At 71.9% G+C, this 19,304-nt stretch carries 23 protein-coding genes and 1 pseudogene; 14 read left to right on the top strand and 10 right to left on the bottom strand.

The window, feature by feature from the left end:
* Window positions 1-15 precede the first annotated feature (15 nt).
* Window positions 16-894, top strand: a complete 879-nt coding sequence (locus tag J2S43_RS32135; protein ID WP_306835408.1) for a PhzF family phenazine biosynthesis protein — start codon at window positions 16-18, stop codon at window positions 892-894.
* 476 nt (window positions 895-1,370) lie between these two features.
* On the opposite strand, the gene J2S43_RS32130 is transcribed toward J2S43_RS32135, so the two are convergent.
* Complete coding sequence (locus J2S43_RS32130; protein ID WP_306835406.1) at window positions 1,371-1,877, bottom strand: hypothetical protein; 507 nt, start codon at window positions 1,875-1,877, stop codon at window positions 1,371-1,373.
* 10 nt (window positions 1,878-1,887) lie between these two features.
* Window positions 1,888-2,586: an HAD family hydrolase gene (locus J2S43_RS32125; RefSeq protein WP_306835404.1), complete on the bottom strand. Its 699-nt coding sequence runs from the start codon at window positions 2,584-2,586 to the stop codon at window positions 1,888-1,890.
* Between the two features lie 209 nt (window positions 2,587-2,795).
* On the opposite strand from J2S43_RS32125, the gene J2S43_RS32120 reads away from it, so the two are divergent.
* The 3 genes from J2S43_RS32120 (at window position 2,796) to J2S43_RS32110 (ending at window position 5,302) form a co-directional block, all read left to right on the top strand.
* Window positions 2,796-3,734 carry a DMT family transporter gene (locus J2S43_RS32120; RefSeq protein WP_306835402.1) on the top strand — a complete coding sequence of 313 codons (939 nt, stop codon included), beginning with the start codon at window positions 2,796-2,798 and terminating at the stop codon, window positions 3,732-3,734.
* A gap of 29 nt (window positions 3,735-3,763) precedes the next feature.
* The gene (locus tag J2S43_RS32115; protein ID WP_306835400.1) at window positions 3,764-4,273 is read left to right on the top strand and encodes a hypothetical protein; all 510 of its coding nucleotides are present in this window, start codon (window positions 3,764-3,766) and stop codon (window positions 4,271-4,273) included.
* A gap of 72 nt (window positions 4,274-4,345) precedes the next feature.
* A complete protein-coding gene (locus tag J2S43_RS32110; protein WP_306835398.1) occupies window positions 4,346-5,302 on the top strand; it encodes an HpcH/HpaI aldolase/citrate lyase family protein in 957 nt (318 codons plus the stop codon).
* Here J2S43_RS32110 and J2S43_RS32105 read toward each other — a convergent pair whose 3' ends face one another.
* A complete protein-coding gene (locus tag J2S43_RS32105) occupies window positions 5,303-5,620 on the bottom strand; it encodes a DUF4190 domain-containing protein (RefSeq protein ID WP_306835395.1) in 318 nt (105 codons plus the stop codon).
* Between the two features lie 12 nt (window positions 5,621-5,632).
* Complete coding sequence (locus J2S43_RS32100; RefSeq protein ID WP_306835394.1) at window positions 5,633-6,178, bottom strand: DUF4190 domain-containing protein; 546 nt, start codon at window positions 6,176-6,178, stop codon at window positions 5,633-5,635.
* A gap of 109 nt (window positions 6,179-6,287) precedes the next feature.
* Between J2S43_RS32100 and J2S43_RS32095 the strand changes: the two genes are divergently transcribed.
* Window positions 6,288-7,103, top strand: coding sequence for an SDR family NAD(P)-dependent oxidoreductase (locus J2S43_RS32095; RefSeq protein ID WP_306835392.1), 816 nt, complete (start codon window positions 6,288-6,290; stop codon window positions 7,101-7,103).
* 79 nt (window positions 7,104-7,182) lie between these two features.
* Entirely contained in the window at window positions 7,183-8,382 is a 1,200-nt protein-coding gene (locus J2S43_RS32090) for an acyl-CoA dehydrogenase family protein (protein ID WP_306835390.1), read from the top strand.
* A gap of 40 nt (window positions 8,383-8,422) precedes the next feature.
* Here the strand turns inward: J2S43_RS32090 and J2S43_RS32085 are convergent, their stop codons facing one another.
* From J2S43_RS32085 to J2S43_RS32065, 5 genes are all read right to left on the bottom strand, one after another.
* Window positions 8,423-9,172 carry a hypothetical protein gene (locus J2S43_RS32085; RefSeq protein WP_306835388.1) on the bottom strand — a complete coding sequence of 250 codons (750 nt, stop codon included), beginning with the start codon at window positions 9,170-9,172 and terminating at the stop codon, window positions 8,423-8,425.
* Window positions 9,173-9,181: 9 nt separating this feature from the next.
* Complete coding sequence (locus J2S43_RS32080) at window positions 9,182-10,021, bottom strand: TIGR02452 family protein (protein WP_306835385.1); 840 nt, start codon at window positions 10,019-10,021, stop codon at window positions 9,182-9,184.
* A 10-nt stretch (window positions 10,022-10,031) separates the two neighbouring features.
* Window positions 10,032-10,442 carry a CoA-binding protein gene (locus J2S43_RS32075; protein ID WP_306835383.1) on the bottom strand — a complete coding sequence of 137 codons (411 nt, stop codon included), beginning with the start codon at window positions 10,440-10,442 and terminating at the stop codon, window positions 10,032-10,034.
* Between the two features lie 14 nt (window positions 10,443-10,456).
* The gene (locus tag J2S43_RS32070) at window positions 10,457-11,515 is read right to left on the bottom strand and encodes an Rv2578c family radical SAM protein (protein ID WP_306835381.1); all 1,059 of its coding nucleotides are present in this window, start codon (window positions 11,513-11,515) and stop codon (window positions 10,457-10,459) included.
* Window positions 11,516-11,625: 110 nt separating this feature from the next.
* The gene (locus J2S43_RS32065) at window positions 11,626-12,651 is read right to left on the bottom strand and encodes a LacI family DNA-binding transcriptional regulator (RefSeq protein WP_306835380.1); all 1,026 of its coding nucleotides are present in this window, start codon (window positions 12,649-12,651) and stop codon (window positions 11,626-11,628) included.
* A gap of 152 nt (window positions 12,652-12,803) precedes the next feature.
* On the opposite strand from J2S43_RS32065, the gene J2S43_RS32060 reads away from it, so the two are divergent.
* Both J2S43_RS32060 and J2S43_RS32055 read left to right on the top strand, forming a co-directional pair.
* A complete protein-coding gene (locus J2S43_RS32060) occupies window positions 12,804-13,952 on the top strand; it encodes a Gfo/Idh/MocA family protein (protein ID WP_306835378.1) in 1,149 nt (382 codons plus the stop codon).
* Window positions 13,949-14,758 carry a sugar phosphate isomerase/epimerase family protein gene (locus J2S43_RS32055; protein ID WP_306835375.1) on the top strand — a complete coding sequence of 270 codons (810 nt, stop codon included), beginning with the start codon at window positions 13,949-13,951 and terminating at the stop codon, window positions 14,756-14,758. Before J2S43_RS32060 ends, J2S43_RS32055 begins: the two co-directional genes overlap by 4 nt.
* Window positions 14,759-14,839: 81 nt before the next feature.
* On the opposite strand, the gene trxA is transcribed toward J2S43_RS32055, so the two are convergent.
* Window positions 14,840-15,202 (bottom strand): thioredoxin, encoded by a 363-nt coding sequence (trxA, locus tag J2S43_RS32050; protein WP_306835373.1) that lies wholly within the window; start codon window positions 15,200-15,202, stop codon window positions 14,840-14,842.
* 627 nt (window positions 15,203-15,829) lie between these two features.
* On the opposite strand from trxA, the gene J2S43_RS32045 reads away from it, so the two are divergent.
* The 6 genes and pseudogenes from J2S43_RS32045 to J2S43_RS32020 all read left to right on the top strand — a co-directional run.
* Window positions 15,830-16,360, top strand: coding sequence for a MaoC family dehydratase (locus J2S43_RS32045; protein WP_306835371.1), 531 nt, complete (start codon window positions 15,830-15,832; stop codon window positions 16,358-16,360).
* A 62-nt stretch (window positions 16,361-16,422) separates the two neighbouring features.
* Window positions 16,423-16,935, top strand: a complete 513-nt coding sequence (locus J2S43_RS32040; RefSeq protein ID WP_370881800.1) for a hypothetical protein — start codon at window positions 16,423-16,425, stop codon at window positions 16,933-16,935.
* A gap of 12 nt (window positions 16,936-16,947) precedes the next feature.
* A complete protein-coding gene (locus J2S43_RS32035; protein ID WP_306835367.1) occupies window positions 16,948-17,625 on the top strand; it encodes a TrmH family RNA methyltransferase in 678 nt (225 codons plus the stop codon).
* The gene (locus J2S43_RS32030) at window positions 17,558-18,295 is read left to right on the top strand and encodes a DUF6758 family protein (RefSeq protein ID WP_306835365.1); all 738 of its coding nucleotides are present in this window, start codon (window positions 17,558-17,560) and stop codon (window positions 18,293-18,295) included. Before J2S43_RS32035 ends, J2S43_RS32030 begins: the two co-directional genes overlap by 68 nt.
* Before the next feature lie 118 nt (window positions 18,296-18,413).
* Window positions 18,414-18,575 (top strand): hypothetical protein, encoded by a 162-nt coding sequence (locus J2S43_RS32025; protein WP_306835363.1) that lies wholly within the window; start codon window positions 18,414-18,416, stop codon window positions 18,573-18,575.
* A 73-nt stretch (window positions 18,576-18,648) separates the two neighbouring features.
* A pseudogene (locus J2S43_RS32020) lies at window positions 18,649-19,263 on the top strand (PH domain-containing protein); the annotation flags it as partial.
* Between the last annotated feature and the right edge of the window lie 41 nt (window positions 19,264-19,304).

Here is a 19,304-nt window from a genome sequence, read left to right as displayed (position 1 = left end):
CCGTAACGTCAGCCTATGACGACAGTGCCGTACGAGATCGTGGACGTCTTCACCGACCGCCCGTTTGCCGGCAACCCGCTCGCCGTGGTCTTCGGCGCGGAACTGCTCGGCACGGACCAGATGGCGGCGCTCGCCCGCGAGTTCAACCTGTCCGAGACCGTCTTCGTGCTCCCGCCCTCCGCCGCGGCCCCGGACGCGACGTACCGCGCCAGGATCTTCACGCCCACGCACGAGCTGCCGTTCGCCGGTCACCCGAGCGTGGGCGCCGCGGTCACCGTGACCCGCCGGGGCCTGGCCGCGCCCGGCCCGCTCCGCCAGGAGTGCGGCGCCGGTGTGCTGCCGATCGAGGTGACCGCGCACGGCGAGGCCACGCTGACCGGCGGGACCCCGACGCTCGGCCCCGAGCGCGACCCCGCCCCGCTGCTGGAGATCACCGGGTTGACCGCCGCGGACCTGGCCGGCCACCCGCCGCGGACCGCCGGCTGCGGGCTCGAATTCACGTACCTCCCGGTCCGCCCCGGCGCGCCGGCCCGGATCACGCTGGACGCGGCCGCCGCCGCCCGGCACGACGTCACGGACGTCGTGGTGTTCGCCTGGGACGCCGCGACCGGCCGGGCCCACGTCCGGGTGTTCTGCCCCGGCCTCGGCGTCCCCGAGGACCCGGCGACCGGCTCGGCCGCGCTGGGTCTCGGCGTCTGGCTCACCGCCGCGGGTCTGCTCCCCGCCGACGGCACCGCCCGCTACACGGTCCACCAGGGCGCCGAGATCCACCGCCCGTCCACGCTGGAGTGCTCGGTCACCGCCGCCGCCGGCACCGCCGTCTCCGCCACCGTCGCCGGCCACGTCATCGAGATCGCCAAGGGTGAGATCACCGTCCCACCCTTCCTCGGCTGACCAGCACCTTTGCTCTGCTTACCGCGCCGCGCGCCGCCGGATTCGCCCCGCTCGTCCCGCCGGGCGAATCGCGCCTTCCATCCAGGTAAGCGGAGCAGGCCGCAGAAGATCATCACCCCGCGTTCCGCCTGCCTTTGCTCTGCTTACCTGCCGGCGTGCATCCGGTTTCGCCGCTTTCGCCGGTACGGCAGATTGTCCGCTCCGTCCAGGTAAGCAGAGCGAGTCAGCGAAGATCCACACCCGTGTTCCGCTCGGCTTCGCTCTGCTTACCTTCGCGCCGCGGCCGGTTCGGAAGCGATTTTCCTGATGCCGGATTGCCGCCTTTGTTCAGGTAAGCAGAGCAAAGCGGGCGAGGTGATCGGCTGGACTGCTCGCGGCAGCGTGCCGGATATCGGCCGCTTTGGGCCAACTGTGCGGGGGTGATTCGCGGCTTTTGGTGATGTAAGCAGAGCAAAGGCGGCCGGGAGCGGCGTGGATCAGGTGGAGGGGCGGCGGCCGCGGACGCGGTGCAGGCGGAAGGGCTTGCGGGCGGGACGGGCCGCGGGGGACTCGCGGGGCGGCGCGGCCTGGGAGCCGGCGGGCAGCGCGGTGCCGGTCGCGGGGGTGGTGCCGGCCGGGGTGAGGCGGCTGACCGTGCACTCGGCGGACCAGCGGGCCACCAGCTCGGCGGCGGAGCCGGGGGCGTTCAGGCGCTTCGCGGCCAGCTGGGTGGCGATCTCCGCCCACCGCTCGTCCACGGGGGACAGGCGGGACACGGTGGCATCCCAGGCGACCACGGCACCGCCGTGGTCGCCGCGCAGTGTCACGCGGGCCGCGGAGGCGTCCGCGAGGCCGGGGGCGGACTGCTCGCCGGGGCCGGTGACCACGTGCAGCACGCCGTCGACGGCCAGGCACCAGAGCGCGGTCGCGGGCCGGTCGCCGACCGAGACCCACGCCACGGACGCCTTCTTGAGCACCTCGCCGATGAGCGGATGGGCAGCCATGAAGGACACTCTATGCGGGCTGCAGCACCCGGTCGACCAGCGCGATCGTGTCCTTCAGCCCGGTGATGTCCGATCCGGACCAGGTGGTGTCCGGGTTGAACGTGAGGTGGCCGGCCAGATCGGGGGCGCGCAGCCGGACCGCGGTCATGCCGACCGCCTCGGCGCCGCTCAGCTCGCGGCTGCCGCCGTCGCCGACGTAGAGGCACTCCTCCGGGCGCGCGCCGACCAGCGCGGCGGCGGTCAGGAACATGCCGGGGTCGGGCTTGCAGATGCCCATCTCGACGGAGAGCACCCGCGCGTCCAGCAGGCGGTTGACCGGCAGCCGGGTCAGCACGTCGGGCAGCTCGTGCGTGCAGTCGCTGACCACGGCCGTGCGCAGGCCGCGGCGGCGCAGCGCGTGCAGCGTGGGTACGGCCTCCGGGCGCAGCGTGGTGTCCGCGTGGATGGCCTCGCGGCGCGCGTCGACGGCGGCGCGCAGCGTACGGTCGCCGGGGTGTGCGCCGGCCTCGGCCGCGACCCAGCGCAGCGTGTCCTCGGCGGTGCCGAAGAGCCCGCGGGCGCGCGCGTGGTAGGAGCGGTCGAGCACCTCGACCAGCGTGGCCGGGTCACAGCCGAGCATGCGCGCTATGCCGGCGTGGGCCGGCCCGCGGCGTACCGCCCGGGTCAGGGTTCCGAAGAAGTCGAACAGCACCGCATGGTATGCGGGCATAGTTGATCAATCCTCCCGAAATATGTGAAAGAGCGAGCGCTCGGTGTCAGAGCGTAGCCGCTCTATGACATTGCGTCTGTGGAAGATTCACCACTCGTAGCGGGATGGGTGCAAGAAGTGACGTGTAAGGATGAAATACCGTGAGCTCAGCCGAACGACCGGAACCCCCTGGCTCACACCCCGGCGCCGGCACCGTTTCCGCACTTGCGGTGGCGGTCGTCGCGATCACCACGTCGTCGCCGCTGATAGCGTTCGCGGCCGCGCCCGGGCTCGCGATCGCGTTCTGGCGCAACGCCCTGGCTGTGGGTGTTCTCACGCCGGTGGCGATCGTTCGGCGCCGTGCCGAGATCCGCGCGCTCGCCGGGCCGTACCGCCGGCAGCTGATCTTCTGTGTGCTTTCCGGCGTCGCGCTGGCGGCGCACTTCGGCACCTGGGTGCCGAGCATCAAGCTCACCTCGGTCGCGGCCGCGACCGCACTGGTCTGCACGCAGCCGGTCTGGCAGGGTCTGATCGCGCTCGGTCAGGGCCGCCGGCTGCCGTGGGTGACCTGGGCCGGCATCGGCGTCGCGGTGGCCGGTGCGGCGGCCGCGACCGGCGCGGACCTCGGCGTCTCCGGCGAGGCGGTGCTCGGCGACCTGCTGGCGATCGCCGGCGGCGTCTTCGCGGCCGTCTACACCGCGCTCGGCGAACGGGCCCGCAGCACGCTCAGCACCACCACCTACACCACGGTCTGTTACGGCGTCTGCGCGCTGGTCCTGCTGGCCGCGTGCCTGATCGTGGGCGTGGACCTGGGTGGCTATCCGGGTAGCACCTGGCTGGCGATCCTCGGCCTGGCCGCGGGCGCGCAGCTGCTCGGGCACTCGATGTTCAACTTCGCGCTGCGCCGCGTCTCCGCCACCACGGTCAGCATCCTGATCCTGCTGGAGGTGCCGGGCGCGGCCCTGATCGCCTGGGCCTGGCTCGGCCAGGCACCCCCGGCGGCCACGGTGCCCGGCGTGCTGCTGGTCGTCGTCGGCGTCGCGGTGGTCGTGCTGGGCGGCGCCCGCGCCCAGCGAGGGCGCGAGAACGCCCGAGCCGGAGGAGCGGAGCGACGACCGGAGGCAGGACGTACCGTTGCGCTGACGACATCGACCGACGCCGAGGCCTGATCCGGCGGCGACGTGAGTGGGAGGCGCGCATGGCGGAGTGGCGGACCGAGGGCTGCGGCACGCGGCGGGAGCCGGAGCGGGTCGAGGCGGTGACCGGCGCCATGCTGGTGACCCCGGCGGACCTGGCGACCGTGCTGGCCCGGGTCGAGTCGGCCGGCCGGGTGCGGTTCCCGGAGAGCTTCGCCGGCCTGGAGGTGGATCAGGCAGCGGTGCGCGGCATCGTCTACCGGGTGCCGTCCGCGGACTTCGACGCGTTCCTGCGGGCCGAGGGCGCGGAGGTCTGCCTGGAGGTGCGCGACGCCCGGCACGACCTGCGCACGCTGCTGACGCTGCAGGAACGCGTCGTCGCCGACCTCGGTCACTGGCGCGCGGCCGGCATCGAGATCGGCGTGGTCGGCTGCCGGCACGACGGCACCGGCGTCGAGGTCGGCACCCGGCAGGTGGCACAAGCAGAAGATCAATTGCCGCGGCGGTACGGAGCGGAGGTGCCGATCTTCGTCCGCGACGAGGCCCCGCCGCGCCCGTTGATCGGTCAGTGAGCTTTTCAACACGCTCCGCTTGATTACCCTGCGGTAACTTGTGTTGACGTCCCCGCGCACGAAGGAGTGCCCATGACCGCCCTCGGACGCCCCCGCCGCTCGTGTCTCGCGGTCCCCGGATCGAGCACCAAGATGCTCGGCAAGGCCCAGGGGCTCCCCGCCGACCAGGTCTTCCTCGACCTGGAGGACGCGGTGGCGCCGCTGGCCAAGGCGGACGCGCGGAAGAACGTGATCGCCGCGCTGACCGAGGGCGACTGGGCCGGCAAGACCCGCGTGGTCCGGGTGAACGACCTGACCACCCAGTGGACGTACCGGGACGTGGTGGACGTGGTCGAGGGCGCCGGCCCGCACCTCGACTGCATCATGCTGCCCAAGGTGCAGAGCGCGAGCCACGTGGAGTGGCTGGACCTGACGCTCACCCAGATCGAGCGCACTCTCGGCCTGGAGGCCGGCCGGATCGGCATCGAGGCCCAGATCGAGAACGCGGCCGGCCTGGTCGACGTGGACGCGATCGCGGCCGCGTCCCCCCGGGTGGAGACGATCATCTTCGGCCCGGCCGACTTCATGGCCAGCATCAACATGCGGTCGCTGGTGGTCGGCGGCCTGATCCCGGGCTACCCCGGCGATCCGTACCACTATGTGCTGATGCGCCTGCTGATGGCCGCGCGCATGCACGGCAAGCAGGCGATCGACGGCCCGTTCCTGCAGATCAAGGACGTGGCCGGATTCCGCGAGGTGGCGCTGCGGTCGGCCGCGCTCGGCTTCGACGGCAAGTGGGTGCTGCACCCCGGCCAGATCGAGGCGGCGAACGAGGTCTACGCGCCCTCCCAGGAGGACTACGACCACGCGGAGCTGATCCTCGACGCGTACGCGCACGCCACGTCCGAGGCGGGCGGCCGGGTCGGCGCCGTGATGCTCGGCGACGAGATGATCGACGAGGCGTCCCGCAAGATGGCGCTGGTCGTCTCCGCGAAGGGCCGGGCCGCGGGACTGGCCCGGACCTCCGCGTTCACGCCGCCGGAAGGCTGACTAGTAGGACGAGGCCGGCGCGTTCAACAGGGCCGCGCCGAAGAGGACGAAGTAGGCGATCATGAACAGCGACACGAGCACGAGAATCGCCAGCGACACCCAGCCGAGAATGAGCCCGGCCAGCGCCATCCCGTCGCCCTCCTCGCCGCTGCCGCGGATCTCGTTGCGCGCCCGGTTGCCGCAGATGATCGCGCCGATGCCGACCAGCTGACAGGTGAACAGCGACGCGATGCCGAGGATCAGCGCCGCGATCGCCATCGAGTTGGTCGGCCGTCGCGGCGGGACCTGTGGCGGGTACGCGTACTTCGGATCCGTCACAGCGAGCCCCTCCTAGTAGTACGGGCCACCGGTGCCGGTGCCACCGGGGTCGGTCGTGCTGGCGGTGGTCCAGGCGAAGACGAGGACGATCACGATGAACGCGATGATCACCAGGCCGAGCACGGTCACGATCCAGCCGGTGATGATGCCGGCCAGGGCCAGCCCGTCGCCGTCGTCACCGTTCGTCCGGATCTGCCGCCGGGCGACGTGCCCGAGGATCGCGCCGATCGCGGCCGGTATCGCGCCGGCGCCGTAGCAGGCCAGCGAGAACGCGCCGATGATGGAGACGATCAGCGAGGCGATCGCCATGCCGTTCGTCTTCCGGGGCGCTCCCCAGCCGCCGTACTCGTAGCCGGGCACCGGGTAACCGGTCGCGTACGGGTAGCCCGCGTCCTTGCCTGCCGGATAGGCCCCGGGCTGCGGATACGCGCCCGCGGGGTCGGGGATCGGGGGGTAGCCGGGCATGGCGGGCCCGGAGACCGGCGGCTGGCCGGCCGGGGGATAGGCCGGGTATGCCGGATCGCTCCAGCCCTCCGGCTGCTGCGGCGGATATGTCATTCGCGATCTCCGTTACGGCGGGGTACGCCATGAGGGTAGACGGCCCGTGCTCGTGGCGGCGCGCCCCCGGTCGTTGCCCCGTTCGCGGTGACCGGGCAGGATTTCGGCTATGACACCCGACTCCGATCCCGTGCCCGCCGACCTCCCCTCGCTCGAGTCGACCACGCTGCGACTGGACGGCCGCGTCGCGCTCGTCACCGGCGCGGGCAGCCCGGACGGCATCGGCTACGCCACCGCCCGCCGGCTGCGGGACCTGGGCGCCAAGGTCGCGATCGTCTCCACCACCCGGCGCATCCACGAGCGCGCGGACGAGCTCTCGGTCACCGGCTTCGTCGCGGATCTGACCGACGAGTCCGAGGTCGGCGCGCTCGCCGACGCGGTCGCGGACACGCTCGGCGACGTGGAGGTGCTGGTCAACAACGCGGGCCTGACCAGCCGGGCGAGCCCGGAGGTGATGCGGCCGGTCGCCCAGCTCACCTACGAGGAGTGGCGCACCGAGATCGACCGGAACCTGAGCACCGCGTTCCTGTGCAGCCGCGCGTTCGTCGGGGGCATGGCCGAGCGCGGCTGGGGCCGGATCGTGAACCTGGCCGCCACCACCGGCCCGGTCAACGCGCTGCCCACCGAGGCGGCGTACGCGGCCGCGAAGGCCGGCGTGGTCGGCCTGACCCGCGCGCTGGCGATGGAGGTGGTGGCGGACGGCGTGAACGTCAACGCGGTCGCGCCCGGCACGATCTACACGGCCGCGTCCACGGTCGCGGAGCTGAAGCAGGGCCTGGACACGCCGATGCGCAGGCCGGGCACGCCGGAGGAGGTGGCGGCCGCGATCACGTTCCTGTGCTCGCCCGCGGCCTCCTACATCACCGGCCAGATGCTGGTCGTGGACGGCGGCAACAGCGTGCGCGAGTCGCAGTACAACCGCTGAGGAAGTTGTCACACATCGATGCCTCCCGGGGGCGTACGGGCGATACTCGTTACCCGCCGGTACGCCCCTGGAGGCTTCGATGGCCCGACTCGCGCAGACCCCCGGACTCACCGACGACCAGCGGGACATCCTGGCCGCGGTCCGCGAGTTCACCACCAGGGAGATCATCCCGGCGGCGCAGCGGCTGGAGCACGCGGACGAATATCCAGCCGCGATCGTCGACGGCATGCGTGAGATGGGACTTTTCGGGCTCACCATCCCGGAGGAGTTCGGCGGCCTCGGGCAGTCGCTGCTGACGTACGCGCTGGTGGTCGAGGAACTGTCCCGCGGCTGGATGTCCATCTCCGGCATCGTGAACACCCACTTCATCGTGGCCTACCTGGTGGCCCGGCACGGCAGCCCGGAACAGCGGGCGTCGCTGCTGCCGAGGATGGCCACCGGCGAGGTGCGCGGCGCGTTCAGCATGTCCGAGCCCGGCTGCGGCTCCGACGTCGCCGCGATCCGGACCAAGGCGATCGTCGACGGCGACCGCTACCGCATCGACGGCCAGAAGATGTGGCTGACCAACGGCGCATACTCGTCCGTCGTCGCCACGCTGGTCCGGACCGAGCTGGGCGCTGACACGCCGTACGGCAACATGACCACGTTCCTGCTGGAGAAGAAGCCCGGCTTCGGCGAGACCGCGCCCGGCCTGACCATCCCCGGGAAGATCTCCAAGATGGGCTACAAGGGCGTCGAGACCACGGAGATGGTGCTGGACGGCGTGACCGTGCCCGGCTCCGCGATCCTGGGCGGCCCGGAGGCCGGGCTCGGCCGCGGCTTCTACCAGATGATGGACGGCATCGAGGTCGGCCGGGTGAACGTGGCGGCCCGCGCCTGCGGCATCGCGATCCGCGCGTTCGAGCTGGCCGCCGGGTACGCCCAGCAGCGCCACACGTTCGGCGAGCCGCTGGTGAGGCACCAGGCCATCGCGTTCAAGCTGGCCGAGATGGGCGCCAGGATCGAGGCCGCGCACGCGCTCACGGTCAACGCGGCCCGGCTCAAGGACTCCGGCGAGCGCAACGACGTGGCGGCCGGCATGGCCAAGCTGCTCGCGTCGGAATACTGCGCCGAGGTGGTTCAGGAGTCGTTCCGCATCCACGGCGGCTACGGCTACTCGACGGAGTACGAGATCGAGCGCCTGATGCGGGAGGCGCCGTTCCTGCTGATCGGCGAGGGCACCTCGGAGATCCAGAAGACGATCATCTCCCGCGGCCTGCTGAAGGACTACAAGATCTAGAACGCGATCGCGTGCTTGGCCCGCTCGATCGATACACGCCCTAGGCCTGCGGACCACGCTCGACGGTCTCGCCGCGCGTATGCCGGCCGAGCCGCGGGTCGGGCGGGAGGACGACGTCGCCGCGCGGGTCGACCGGTGAGCGCAGCTCGGGCCGCCGCTCCGGCGCGCGCAGATAGGTCACCACGGCCAGCCGCAGCTCCGCCGGGTCGATCATCGTGCCCGGCGGCGTGAGGTCGAGGCTCCGCCCGCCGGTCCGCAGCTCCACGTCGCCCTCGTCATCGTCGTTGACCGGGCTGGTCAGCCGCACCGACTCGATCTCCGCCCACGGGATCAGCCGCCCCTGCCACCGCACGCCGGCCTCGACGATCGCGGTCCGCCGCAGCGCCGGCAGGTTCGCCCAGAGCCGGTGCGCGCCCCACAGCGCCGCGGCCACCGCCAGCGCGCCGAGCAGCGGGCCGAGCAGTCCGCCGGACTCGGCCAGCCAGCCGGCGACGCCGCCCGCCCAGACGACGAAGCACGCGTTCGTCAGCAGCCACGCCACCGTCTCCGGCCGGGACAGCGGCGCGACCAGCCCGGCCGCGGTCCCGCCCCCGGGCAGCCGGATCGCCGGGAGCCAGCGCATCGGCCGGTTCCGCTCCCGCTGCCGCAGGGCCCATCCGCCGCCGACGAACAGCAGCACGCCGGCCGGGGTCACGCAGGACAGGTCGGCGCCGCCCCGGACGGCCCAGCCGGCCAGCGCGCTCAGGCCCAGCGCGGCGAGCACCGCCGCGAGACGCATCACCGTGGACACCGCCGCAGTCTAGGGCCGGCCCGCCAGCGCCTCGCGGAACGTGTGCAGGATCGGCTGCCGGGCCGACGGATCGAAGATCGAGAACACCACCAGGGGGTACGCTCCGGCGAACGGCCCGCGCAGCGCCTCCGCGAACAGCCGGGCCACGGTCGCCGGGTCGTTGCCGAAGACGCCGCACCCCCAGGCGCCCAGCACGATCGCGTCGTGCCCGTGCCGCAGCCCCGCGGCCAGCACCGCCGCGATCCGCCGCCGCATCGCCGTCGCGATCCGGGACCGGGCCGCCGCCCAGCCGTCCGGCGGCGTCCGCTGCAGGACCACGCCCGCGTTCACGGCCGCGCAGGTCAGGAACCCGCACCGGTACGGCTCGTGCAGCCAGCCGCCGCGGTCGTCGCGGAACACCGGCACGTCCGGCGAGTAGATCACCGCGTCCGTGTACATCGGGTCGCCGGACGCGCGGTTCGCCGCGTACATCGGGTTGCCGGCCAGGCACGGGTAGAGCGCGGACGAGCGGGCCAGCGACTCCTCCTGGGCGATCGCGCCGCGCAGGAAGCCGCCGCCCGGGGACCGGCCGGACGCGAAGTTGAGCGCCACCACCCGGTGCCCGGCCGCGGCCAGCCGGCGCGTCGCGGCCAGCGTGGTCTCGCCGCGCACCTCGACGGTCCCGCCGGCCGGAGTCGCCACCGGATCAAGATCGAGGGACTCCGGCGGGTACGTCACGGTGCCGGCGATCGACCGCTGCACCGCCTCGGCCAGCGTGACCCGGTGCCCGTCCAGCCCGTAGTGGCCGACCTCGAGCGCGTGCAACGTCTCCGCCGCGATCGCGGCGGCCCACTGCCGGTCGTTCGGCACGGCCGGCCCCTCAGCCGCTCACCCGGGACAGCCTGCCCAGCGCGCGTTCCACCGCGAGGCAGCGGTCCTCCACGTACGGGATGCCGGCGGCCTCGGCGAGCCGGCGCGCCTGCGCGTTGACGATGTCCTGCTGCAGCCAGATCGAGCGCGCGCCGATCTTCACCGCGGCCTCGACCACGCCGAGCGCGTCCGCGGACGGCCGGAACACGTTCACCATGTCCAGCGGCTCCGGCACGTCGGCCAGGCTCGGGTAGGCCCGCACCCCGAAGATCTCGGAGACGTGTGGATTGACCGGGATGATCCGCCAGCCGTGCCGCATCATCTGCGCCGGGACGCTGTGCGCCGCCTTGCCCGGGTCGCGGGACGCGCCGACCACCACGATCGTGGACGTGCCGGCCAGAATCTGTCTCGGGTCGCTCACCCCACCGACTCTACTCAGAGGAGGGTGAGCTGCTCCGGTTCCGGCGTGCCGGGCGGGGCCGGGACCGCGCGGGCCGTACCCGGCGCGGCCCCGTCCAGCCCGTGCCGCCGCGCCGCCGTGCGCACCAGCGCCGCCACCTCCCGCTGATACGCCCGCGGCGCGTACGACCCGGCCCGGTACAGCTCGCGGTAGCGCGGCACCAGGTGCGGGTGGTGCCGGCCGATCCACCGCGCGTACCACTCCCGGGCGCCGGGCCGCAGGTGCAGCGGCAGCGGCGTCACGCTCACCGCGCCGCTGCGCGCGATCGCGGCCACGGTCTCGTCGATCGACGCGGCCGTGTCGGTCAGGCCGGGCAGGATCGGCGCCATCAGCACGCTCACCGCGAAGCCCGCGTCGGTCAGCGCGGCCACCGCGTCGAGCCGGCGGCGCGGGCTGGGCGCGCCCGGCTCGGCCGATCGCCACACGCCCTCGTCGACGAAGCCGACGGACATCGAGACGCCGACCCGGGTCACGGACGCGGCCTCGCGCAGCAGCGGCAGGTCGCGCAGGATCAGCGTGCCCTTGGTGAGGATGGAGAACGGGTTCGCGAAGTCGCGCAGCGCCGTGATGATCTCGGGCATCAGCCGGTAGCGGCCCTCGGCGCGCTGGTAGCAGTCCACGTTGGTGCCCATGGCGATGTGCTCGCCCCGCCACTTCCGCGCGGCCAGCTCGCGCCGGACCAGCTCACCCGCGTTGACCTTGACGACCACGCGGGTGTCGAAGTCGCGCCCCGCGTCCAGGTCGAGGTAGGTGTGCGTGTTGCGGGCGAAGCAGTAGGTGCACGCGTGGGAACACCCGCGATAGGGGTTGATCGTCCACTCGAACGGCACGTGCGACGCGCCGGGCACCCGGTTGATGATGGACTTCGCGTGGATCTCGTAGAACGTCATGCCGGCGAACCCGGGCGTGTCGAACGTCCGGACGACGGCGCTGGGCAGCGCCAGCGGCAGGGGTGGTGCCGCCGGCGCCGCCCCCGGGGATGGCTCCCGGGGGAAACCGTCGTCGGGGGGAGCCGACAGGTTCGCCCAGCGCATGACCAGTATTCGAACACACGTTCGATCACCTGTCCACCGCGACACGCCCGCCCTCCGCGGTCAGGGCGTCCCGATGTCGTTTTGGCTACCGGGGACGCCCTGACCAGGAATCACGGAGCGGTGGGTGCCGGGCCTGCGCTGTCGCGGCGGATCAGCTCGGCGCCGACCTCCTCGATCCGGTTGCCCGGCTCGCCCGCGCCGTCCAGCGCCAGCGTCATCGCCCGCGCGCCCATCTCGGCCAGTGGCAGCCGCACCGTGGTCAGCGCGGGCGTCACGTCCCGCGCGACCGGCATGTCGTCGAACCCGGCCACGCTGACCCGCCCCGGCACGTCCACGCCCCGGCTGCGCAACAGCGCCAGCGCGCCGATCGCCATCGAGTCGTTGAGCGCCGCGATCGCGGTCAGCCCCGGCTCCGCGTCCAGCAGCGCGGCCGCGGCCTCGGCGCCGCTGTCCCGGTCGAAGTCCGCGTACGCGATCCGCGCGGCCGGCAGTTCGTGCCCCCGCTCCCGGGCGGCGCGGCGCAGGCCGGAGAGCCGGTCCGTGGTCGTGGTCAGCAGCTTCGGCCCGGCGATCACGCCGATCCGTTCGTGCCCCAGCGCGTAGAGCTCCGCGCCGAGCAGGTAGCCGCCCATCTCGTTGTCCGGCACCACCGCGTCGCCGGCGTGCTGGTGGCGGCCGATCACCGCGACCCGGCCGCCGCCCTTCTCGTAGACCTGCAGCTTGCCGACGAGCGCGCGGGTGAAGTCCTCGTCGTGGTAGCCGGAACCGGCCAGCACCAGCGCGGCCACCTGGTGCGCGCGCAGCAGCTCGACGTACTCCAGCTCGCGGGCCGGGTCGCGGTAGCTGTTGCAGATGATCACGAGCCGGCCGTGCTCGGTCGCGACGCGCTGCAGCCCCCGGGTGATCTCCGCGAAGTACGGGTCGGAGACGTCGTGCACGATCACGCCGATCGCGCTGCGGTTGGCCCGGGCCAGCGACTGCGCGTGCGCGTTCGGCACGTACTGCAGCTCCTCGACCGCGGCCAGCACCCGCTCGCGCAGCGCCTCGGTGACCGGCTTGGGGCTGCCGTTGATGATCCTGGAGGCGGTCGCGGGCGAGACTCCGGCCCGCTTCGCGACCTCGGCCAACGTCGCCATGCACGCCCGTCCCTTCGTCAAGAGCTCTTGCGTGGGCAGGATATCGACTCCGGAGCGGCCGAAGGTTACGCCGAAAGCCTTGCCCGCCTGCTGTGGCCGCCGTTACTGTGCCCAGGAAAGCGCTTACCTGGGGAGCCTGGAGGGATCGCACCATGGCGCGAAGGACGATCGGCATCGTGCTCAACGGCGTGACCGGCCGGATGGGTTATCGGCAGCATCTGGTCCGGTCGCTGCTGGCGCTCCGCGAGCAGGGCGGCCTGCCGCTGGCCAACGGTGACCGCCTCTACCCGGAGCTGGTCCTGGTCGGGCGCAACGAGGCGAAGCTGCGCGAGATCGCGGAGCGGCACGGGCTCACCGACTGGACCACCGACCTGGCCGCCGCGCTGGCCCGCCCGGACGTCGAGATCTACTTCGACTCCCAGGTCACGGCGCAGCGGGAGAAGGCGTTGCGGCTGGCGATCGACGCCGGCAAGCACATCTACACCGAGAAGCCGACCGCGGAGGACCTGGCCGGCGCGGTCGACCTGGCCAAGCTCGCGGACGCGGCCGGGATCAAGCACGGCGTCGTGCAGGACAAGCTCTTCCTGCCCGGCCTGCGCAAGCTGAAGCGCCTGGTCGATGGCGGCTTCTTCGGCCGCATCCTGTCGATCCGCGGCGAGTTCGGCTACTGGGTCTTCGAGGGGGACTGGCAGGCCGCGCAGCGTCCCTCGTGGAACTACCGGTCGCAGGACGGCGGCGGCATCGTGGTCGACATGTTCCCGCACTGGCACTACGTGCTGGAGCAGATCTTCGGCGAGGTCGAGGCCGTCACCGCGCGGATCTCCACGCACGTGCCGACCCGCTGGGACGAGTCCGGCACCGCCTACGACGCGACCGCGGACGACGCCGCGTACGGCATCTTCGAGCTGGCCGGCGGCGTGATCGCCCAGATCAACTCGTCCTGGGCGGTCCGGGTCTACCGCGACGAGCTGGTCGAGTTCCAGGTGGACGGCACCGAGGGCAGCGCGGTCGCGGGCCTGCGCAACTGCCGGATCCAGCACCGGGCGACCACGCCCAAGCCGGTGTGGAACCCGGACCTGCCGGCCACCGAGGACTTCCGCTCGCAGTGGCAGACGGTGCCGGACAACGAGGAGTACGACAACGGCTTCAAGGCCCAGTGGGAGCTGTTCCTGCGGCACGTCGCCGAGGACGAGCCGTACACCTGGGACCTGTGGGCCGGCGCGCGCGGCGTGCAACTGGCCGAGCTGGGCCTGCGGTCCGCGCGTGAGGGCCGGCGGGTCGAGATCCCGGAGCTGTCGTGAGCCGGTCGCGGTTCTCGCTCAACGCCGCGACCACGAAGCACTGGCCGGTCGGCGAGGTGCTGCGGGGCGCCGCCGCGGCGGGCATCGGGGGCGTGGGGCTGTGGCGGGAGGAGACGCAGGCCCACGGCGTGGAGAAGACGGCCGCGCTCGCCCGGGACCTGGGCCTGCCGATCACCACGCTCTGCCGGGGCGGCTTCTTCCAGGAGCCGGGCTGGTTCGACGAGAACCGGCGCGCGATCGACGAGGCGCACACGCTCGGCGCGCCGATCCTGGTGCTGGTCTCCGGCGGCCTGCCGGACGGCTCGCGTGACGTGGACGCGGCCCGGCGGCACGTGGGTGACGCGATCGGCGAGCTGGTCCCGCACGCGCTGGCGGCCGGCGTGCAGCTGGCGATCGAGCCGCTGCACCCGATGTTCGCCTCGGACCGGTGCGTGGTCTCCACCCTCGGCCAGGCGCTCGACCTGGCCCGGCCGTACCCGGCCGAGGCGGTCGGCGTGTGCGTCGACACGTACCACGTCTGGTGGGACCCGGAGGTCTGGGAGCAGATCGCCCGGGCCGGCGGTGAGGGCCGGATCGCCACGTTCCAGGCCGCGGACTGGATCACGCCGCTGCCCGAGGGCGTGCTGCTCGGCCGCGGCCTGCCCGGCGAGGGCGTGATCGAGCTGCGCCGGTTCCGCGAGGCGGTCGACGCGGCCGGCTACACCGGTCCGGTCGAGGTCGAGGTCTTCCACGCGGACGTCTGGGCCCGGCCCGGCGCCGAGGTGCTGGCCGAGACCCTGGACCGATACCTCACCCACGTCGCCTGACGAGACCCTGAAACGCCATCGAGGGTACGGCCGGGGAGAACCTCCCCGGCCGTACCCTCGATCGGTCCGTGTGTTCCGGTCTTACTTGCTCTGCGCGGCGAGCTGGGACTTGACCTCGTCCATGTCCAGCGCGCGCACCTGCTCGATCACCGAGTCCAGGGACGAGGAGGGCAGCGCGCCGGCCTGCGAGAAGACGATGACGCCGTCGCGGATCGCCATGATGGTCGGGATCGAGCGGATGCCGAACTTCGCGGCGATCTCCTGCTCGGCCTCGGTGTCCACCTTGCCGAACGTGACGTCCTGGTTCTTCTCCGAGGCCGCCTCGTAGGTGGGGGCGAACCTCACGCACGGGCCGCACCAGCTGGCCCAGAAGTCGACGAGCACGATGCCGTCCTTGCTCGTCACGTCGTCGAAGTTCGCGTCGGTCAGTGCAACGGTCGCCATGTGATGTCTCCGATCTGGCCGTGTCCGGCCTTGCCGTCTCCGGTCATCGAAACGAATCCCCGCGGCGGTGCATTTCCGGCGGGGCCGCCCGCGGGGAGTGGCGCCCGCCTCACCTGGGGGGATACCCCGTCCGGGCACCGGCTAGGCGGAACCGCCGTGCAGATTTCCTGCATGCAATTCCCACCCGACTTCGCTCCGCAACGGTGTCAGTTGAGAACGAGGATCTTTCACGGATCACTGACGGTAGTGGGAGCGTTTCCGGGTAAGCGCTCTCGCACAGACGTTCCGACCTGCACATGCCGGTTGAGGTAGGGATTTCCCTTGCGGTGACACTGTGTCACGCCTCACTCGAAAATACGATAGGTAACGTCACGAATAAATAACTGTCGCCTAAACAACCAGCCTGAACCCTTCCATTGAATACGGACGGTGAGGCAAAATCTTCTCCAACAGAGCGTGGGCGGCGGGTGCCGGGGAGGGCCCCGCCGCTCATTGCGTCCGGAGAAAGTTCGAGTGTGACGCCACCACTCCGTCCGGAAAATCTCACAGCCGTAACCATCGTCACGCGCGTTACGCTGCCCCTCACGGATGTTACTGAGGAGTCACTAAGGCTGTGGGGGTGCCGTCGTGCGGTTCGGCCGGTACTACGAGGAGTTCGAGATCGGCGACGTCTACCGGCACTGGCCCGGCAAGACGATCACGGAGTACGACGATCACCTGTTCTGCCTGCTGACCATGAACCACCATCCGCTGCACCTGGACGCGCACTACGCGGAGACCGCGACCGGCTTCAAGCGCAACGTGGTGGTCGGCAACTACGTCTACTCACTGCTGCTCGGCCTGTCCGTGCCGGACGTCAGCGGCAAGGCGATCGCGAACCTGGAGGTGGAGTCGCTGCGGCACGTCGCGCCCACGTTCCACGGCGACACGGTCTACGGCGAGACCACGGTGCTCACCCGGCGCGAGTCGGCCGGCAAGCCGGACCGCGGCGTGGTGTCCGTGGAGACCCGCGGCTACAAGCAGGACGGCACGCTCGTCTGCGTGTTCCGGCGCACGGTGCTGGTGCCGAAGCGGGGCACCGTCCCGGAGCTGGCGAGCCATCCCCGGCCGGCCGCACCCGTCGCGCCGCGGGACCGTACCCCCGGCGAAGGTGTTTGATCCGGGGTTTGTGCGGGGCGGGAACCGTGCGGTCATATGCTGACGCGCAGGAGGTCGTCGTCATGCCGAGCCCGTCCGCTTCCGAACGCCGCCGGTTCGCCGCGTGGGCGCCCGCGTCGCCGATACCGCCGGCGCAGTGGAGCCTCCTGGTCCGGCTGCCCGGCCGCGTCGTGATCGCGGCCACCTCCGCGCAGCACGACTCGCCCGGCCGGACCGTCGCCGAGGGGCTCGCCGGACTCGCCGCGATCGCGGCCGGCCGTGCCTCCGACAGCGACCTGGTCCGCGCCGTGGTGGCCGCAGTCTACGCGGAGACCGACGAGGACACGCCGGACGCGCAGGAGTTCACCGACCCCGGCGCCGGGCTCGCCGCGGTGCTGGCCGCGAGCCGGGAGGCGGCCCGGGTGCTGGCTCAGCACGCGGACCCGGCCGACTCCGCCGCCTACCGGCAGTGGATCCAGGCGGTCGCCGCGAAGGTCTGCGCCGCCTCGCGCTCCGGGCACTTCGCCGGCCCGCGCGTCTCCGCGGACGAGCGGCGCTTCCTGACCGAGCTGGGGGCCGCGCTCGGCCTGGTCTAGTGTCTGGACCCCGTGGACGCTTCTGACGAGCCGCGGCTGGAGGTGGGTGTCGGCCCGTGGCCGGGACCCTGGCCGGACGACGCGCGCTACGACCCCGAGCTGCTGGCCGAGGGCGACCGGCGCAACGTCGTGGACCGCTACCGGTACTGGCGGCGCGAGGCGGTGGTGGCCGACCTCGACCGGCGCCGGCACGGCTTCCACGTCGCGATCGAGAACTGGCAGCACGATCTCAACATCGGCACCGTGGTGCGCAACGCCAACGCGTTCCTGGCCGCGGAGGTCCACATCGTCGGCCGCCGCCGCTGGAACCGGCGCGGCGCCATGGTCACCGACCGCTACCAGCACGTGCGGCACCACCCCACGATCGAGGAGTTCGTGGCCTGGGCCCGATCGGGTGATCTTCCGGTGATCGGCATCGACAACCTGCCCGGCGCGCGCCCGATGGAGTCCGAGGTGCTGCCGCGCCGCTGCGTGCTGCTGTTCGGCCAGGAGGGTCCCGGGCTGTCCGATGTCGCGCGTGACGCCTGTGACCAGGTGTTCTCCATCGCCCAGTTCGGCTCGACGCGTTCGATCAACGCGGGCGTGGCCAGCGGCATCGCGATGCACGCCTGGATCCGTGCCCATGCCGTCCCGGTCGGGGACGAAAAACCCGATTCGCTTGACGGCGGGGGCGGCGGGCACGCACCGTAGTCCTGTGGGCGTGACGGTGAGTTGTCCTCGATGCGGAGGCCCGGTCAGGCCGCCGGACCTGATGCACCCGGACTGGCGGTGTGACGGCTGCGGCCCGGTTGCCCCTCTGCATGTGGCCGAGCACATCGGTCCGGAGATAGTGGAGAGCGTGACGTCGCACACCGCGAACGGTCATTCACGCATTCCGCTGTGGTGTCCGTGGCCGCTGCTGCCCGGCTGGACCGTGACCGGCGTCGGCTGGGCCGGCGACGAGCGGAGCGGGGTGCGGGCGACCACGCTGGCGTGCAGCGGGCCGGCCCCGCTCGGTGATGGACCGGCGGACATCGTGCTGGTGGCGGAGGAGCCGGGCGTGGGTCTCGGCGCCCGGCTGGCCGGACTGCCCGGCCTGGACTGCGGCGAGCTGCTCAGCTCCGCCATGGCCGGTGCGAGCGGCGCGCACGCGAAGATCAAGGTGGGTGGACACGCCACTCCACTGTGGTCCGTCAAGTCACTCGCCGATCGCAGCGCATATGCCGGAGAAGCGCGTGGGATGTGGCTGTATGCGGTAGCCTGGCCCGCGAGCGCGGGTTACCTCTTCGCCGAACATGTCGTTCTTCACGATCTGTCGGACTGGGTGCCACCCGAGCTTGTGTACGGTGCTCCGTCTCCGTACCTTCATGGACGGGCGTGAACGCCCTGAGTGAATGGTCCGGTGTTGGGTCATTCGTTCACAGTCGGAAGTGCAACTGATACTCTGAGTACGCGGCACGAACGGACTCTGACACAGCCGCGAAGGGGGATGGCCCGCAATGTCGGTCAAGAAGATCCTCACCTGGCTCGGAATCGCCTTTTTGATCTTCTTCGTTGCGTTCCGGCCGAACTCGGCAGCCGACGTGTTCCAGTCTCTCGGCAGCACGATCGGCGACATCGCACAGGGCTTCAGCGAGTTCTTCACCAGCCTGGTCGCCTGAGTCGGTCATGACGACGGCATCGAGGCCTCCAGGCCCCGACGACGGTTATGTCGCACCGGCGTTCGAGGCTGAAGAGTTCGAGGGACTGCGCGTCGACTCCTCCGGCATGCCGCTGGGGCCACGTCGCGTCCTTCCGCTGGAGGACGAGCCCACCACGCTGGTCGCACGTTACCTCTTCCCCACCGAGCGGTACCGGGGTGAGTGGAAACGGCACTGGGTTCACCTGTGGACACCGCTGTTGATCGGTGCCGCGGCCACGTTCCTGCTCGGCTACCTGTCCGGCTTCCTGGCCAGACAGGAGTCGGCGAGCGGGTTCACCACGGTCGCGGTGATCGTCTGGCTCGGTGTCATGGGCTGGGTCGCATGGAACGTCGCGGACTGGTACTTCGACCGGTTCATCCTGACCAACAAGCGGGTGATGGTCGTCAACGGCATCATCACGCGCAAGGTGGCGATGATGCCGCTGGCCCGGGTCACGGACATGAAGTACGAGCAGTCCCCGGTCGGCCGCATGCTCAACTACGGCACGTTCGTGCTGGAGTCGGCCGGCCAGGACCAGGCGCTGCGCGAGGTCAAGCACCTGCCGAACCCGAACGAGCTCTACCTGCGCGTGGTCGAGGAGATGTACGAGCCGCAGGCCGTCGAGGCCCGGCTCGGCAAGAACGCGGACCCCGGCGACGACGCCTGACCCGCCCCGGATATCAGCCGTTCGCCCATAGATATCGCTCC

It is taken from the genome of Catenuloplanes nepalensis (assembly GCF_030811575.1).
Taxonomy (GTDB): domain Bacteria; phylum Actinomycetota; class Actinomycetes; order Mycobacteriales; family Micromonosporaceae; genus Catenuloplanes; species Catenuloplanes nepalensis.
This window is presented reverse-complemented; position numbering and strand designations above follow the sequence as displayed.